General features: G+C 48.0%; 4 protein-coding genes and 1 pseudogene. 1 reads left to right on the top strand and 4 read right to left on the bottom strand.

The genetic code is table 11. The annotated features are described in order from the left end of the window. A partial coding sequence (locus RM811_RS20265) for a hypothetical protein (RefSeq protein ID WP_402527717.1) occupies positions 1-320 on the top strand: 320 nt, incomplete at its 5' end. Positions 321-336: 16 nt separating this feature from the next. Here the strand turns inward: RM811_RS20265 and rpoH are convergent. From rpoH to RM811_RS20285, 4 genes and pseudogenes are all read right to left on the bottom strand, one after another. After that, on the bottom strand, positions 337-1,191 hold the full coding sequence (rpoH, locus tag RM811_RS20270; protein ID WP_402527718.1) for an RNA polymerase sigma factor RpoH: 855 nt from the start codon (positions 1,189-1,191) through the stop codon (positions 337-339). 134 nt (positions 1,192-1,325) lie between these two features. Next, positions 1,326-2,381 carry a permease-like cell division protein FtsX gene (gene ftsX / locus RM811_RS20275; protein WP_402527720.1) on the bottom strand — a complete coding sequence of 352 codons (1,056 nt, stop codon included), beginning with the start codon at positions 2,379-2,381 and terminating at the stop codon, positions 1,326-1,328. Next, complete coding sequence (gene ftsE / locus RM811_RS20280) at positions 2,378-3,046, bottom strand: cell division ATP-binding protein FtsE (protein WP_402527721.1); 669 nt, start codon at positions 3,044-3,046, stop codon at positions 2,378-2,380. Before ftsE ends, ftsX begins: the two co-directional genes overlap by 4 nt. A gap of 284 nt (positions 3,047-3,330) precedes the next feature. Further along, a pseudogene (locus RM811_RS20285) lies at positions 3,331-3,595 on the bottom strand (signal recognition particle-docking protein FtsY); the annotation flags it as partial.

Below are 3,595 nucleotides of genomic sequence, written 5' to 3' on the forward strand. Positions count from 1 at the left end.
ATACCGAAGCAGCTTTCGTTGTCAAGGCTCGATTCTCTTCACTAAAAAGCCGTAGAAGAAAGAAGCTTTCCAACTCACTGACGTTGCCGCTCGGGCCGTGTCAGTGGAGGCGCATATTACCGCACCCCGTTGATTTGTCAACCGGCTGTTTTTCAACCAATCTTCAAATCGTTCTTCCTGGTCAGCGATCAACTTTCGTTTCGCTGTCCCGACATGTGTCGTGGAAGAGCGGCGCATTCTACGCAGGTCAGAATAAAAGTCAACAGCCTGTTTTATTTTCAATATTCACAAAAAAGGCCGCTGAAAAGCGGCCTTTTTAAATAAGCACTAAAGATATCAAGCTTCCATAGAACCTTTCATTTTTTTCATCGCATTCTTTTCCAGCTGGCGAATACGCTCAGCAGATACACCATAGACACCTGCCAGCTCATGCAGCGTTGCTTTGTCTTCTGCCAGCCAACGCTTTTGCAGAATATCCCGACTGCGTTCATCCAACTGCGCCAAAGCATTTCTTAACTGGGAAACAGAGCTATCAGTCCAGTCTGCATCTTCAAGTAAGGACGAAGGATCAGCATTACGATCTTCCAGATAGTAAGCAGGTGCCTGATAAGCAGTATCGCTATCATCATCTGCATAGCCATCGAAGGCGGTATCCTGACCAGCCATTCGCCCTTCCATTTCGCGAACAACTTTAGCATCAACGCCCAGGTCGTTGGCTACGGCATTCGTCTCATCATTGGTCAACCAGGACAGACGTTTTTTAGCACTGCGTAAATTAAAGAACAGTTTGCGTTGTGCTTTGGTAGTAGCCAGTTTAACAATACGCCAGTTGCGCAGAATGAATTCGTGTATTTCCGCTTTGACCCAATGCACAGCGAAGGAGACAAGCCTGACACCAACTTCAGGGTTAAAACGCTTAACCGCTTTCATAAGGCCAACATTACCTTCCTGAATCAGGTCAGCCAGCGGCAAACCATAACCGGTATAACTTTTAGCAATGTAAACCACAAAACGCAGGTGAGACATGACCATCTGCCGAGCCGCCTCAAGATCACCGTGATAAAAGAGACGTTCAGCCAGACTCTTTTCCTGCTCAGCAGACAACACAGCAATACCGCTGACCGACGCAACATAAGCCTCAATGTTACGGCCTGGAATTAACATATCGATTGGTTGAAGACTGCTACCCATAACTGACTCCGTCAAAACACCCTCTTTAATTGACACTTTTAAAGTAGTGAAAGTTCAAATTAATGCTAATAATAACAACGATCAGCCATGCAATCACTATCGACTTTACATGACATTTTCTTACTTTACACAGTTTAATCTGGAACTAAAGCCTGAAAATGTCGATAACAGCTACCCATTGCCCCAAGAGCACCAAGGAAAACCCCGGAAAGTAGCAAAATCCCCATTACTCCAAGACTGGGACCAGATAATACCATCTCACTATTATACAATCCGGCCAGGTTCGTCACTTCATTACTCAAAACCATTAGCAATGAAGAAACAATGATCTGGGCTAATATTGCGCCGATTACGCCATACCAGACCCCCATGTAAATAAAGGGCATCGCGATAAAGCCCCGGGTCCCACCGACCATACTGATCACTTTAATTTCATCTCTGCGGCTTTCTATATTAAGACGCACTGTATTACTGATAACCAGAACCACAGTCAGCCCCAATATACCGCCCAACATAATGGAAAAGCGTTCAAGCATGGTTAATATCGCCTGAAGCCTCTGCACCCATTGTCGATCCAGACGAACCTCTTCTACCCCACCCATACTCTGAAAAGTGGCCACCGCATCATCCAGCTGCCCAAAGGAGGCATCACTGACAGGTGTCAGTTGAATAACACCCGGTAGCGGGTTAAATCCCAGGGAAGTAATGACATTCTGCAACCCTGCCTTCTGCTGAAAATCCTGCAGCCCCTGTTCCGGAGACAGGTAGGCAACCTGCTCAATCAGAGGATGATCCCGGTAATCAGCAATACGCTGACCAACCACTTTCTGGCTAACCTCATTATCAAGATAAACCGAGATTCTCGGCTGGCCATCCCATGTAGAACCCAGCTGCTGAATATTGCTAACCAAAACAAAAAGCAGAACTGGCAGGGAAAAGGCCACAGCAATCAACAGACTATTCAGCAGACTGGCCAAAGGTCTCTTCTGTAGACGACTAAAAGCATCTTTACCGACCTGCTGATGGAGACTGATCAGGGAATGGAGCGTCAGAGTAGCGGCTGTCTGCCGATTGGCTCCTCTTTTATGAGTATCGTTACCAGCTGCCTTTCCAGCAACGACCTTATCTTCCGCGGTTTTATGTCGGCGCCCGTCACGCTGGCGCTCGCTCTTTTTATTAAACAGGCTCACTGAACCTCCTGATCTGAGACCAGCCTGCCATGATCCAGTGTCAGGATACGGTGCCGCATTCGAGCCACCAGCGCCAGGTCGTGACTGGCAATAAGAACCGTCACCCCCACCTGATTAAAATTCTCGAACAGCTTCATAATTTCAGCCGACAGCTGCGGGTCAAGGTTACCGGTAGGCTCATCAGCAAGAATCAGTGCCGGACGATTCACCACCGCTCGAGCCAAACCAACCCTTTGCTGTTCACCACCGGAAAGCGCAACCGGAAAGAGCTTCTCTTTGCTCAATAGCCCAACCATATCCAGCGCAGCACGAACCCGACCAGCACAATCTCCCGGAGAGTACCCTGCGATCAACAACGGCAAGGCAACATTATCAAAGACAGTACGATCAAAAAGCAGCTGATGATTCTGGAAGACAACACCGATATTACGTCGAAGGTAAGGTATCCGACTGTTTTTTAACGCCCGGAGGTTATGTCCTCCCACCCAGATCTGACCTGCACTGACACGCTCAAGCAGCATGACCAGCTTCATCAATGTACTTTTTCCTGCACCTGAGTGTCCGGTAAGAAAAGCAATCTCGCCCCGTTTCAGGTGAAAACTGACCTGTTCCAGGCCAACATGACCTCCCGGGTAACGCTTGCTGACACCGTCAAAGCGAATCATCCAGCTGTCCTTACCTATCTTTTTCTCGGATGCTCTTTACTATAAAAACGCCACTATTTAAGGCGAGCACATGGTTTCAATGAGTTTGACGTGTAGGTTGAGTCGAACAGAGTGAGCCCCAATAATTTCACCGATGATGCTGATAGTTTGTTGGGGCTCGCATTCGCTCGACCCAACCTACATCACCTGTCAATTTCAATGAAACCATGTACCAGACACTCAGTTTCATCTTTAGCTGATCAAGCAATCCAGTAAGCGACATCTGCCGCTCACTGCCATTTATCTCAATCTTCCCGGGAAAACAGTGCTTTCACAAACTCATTGGCAGAGAATGGCCGCAGGTCATCAATCTGCTCACCGACACCCAGAAAACGAATAGGCAGTTTCATCTGCTTCGACAGCGCAAAAATAACACCGCCTTTCGCAGTACCGTCCAGTTTGGTCAGTGCCAGACCGGTCAGCTGAACTGTTTCATGAAATAGACGAGCCTGGCTCAGGGCGTTCTGACCTGTACCAGCATCCAGCACCAGCAACACTTCGTGAGGAGCA

Origin of the sequence: Endozoicomonas sp. (assembly GCF_031844845.1) — a bacterium.
Taxonomy (GTDB): Bacteria; Pseudomonadota; Gammaproteobacteria; order Pseudomonadales; family Endozoicomonadaceae; genus Endozoicomonas.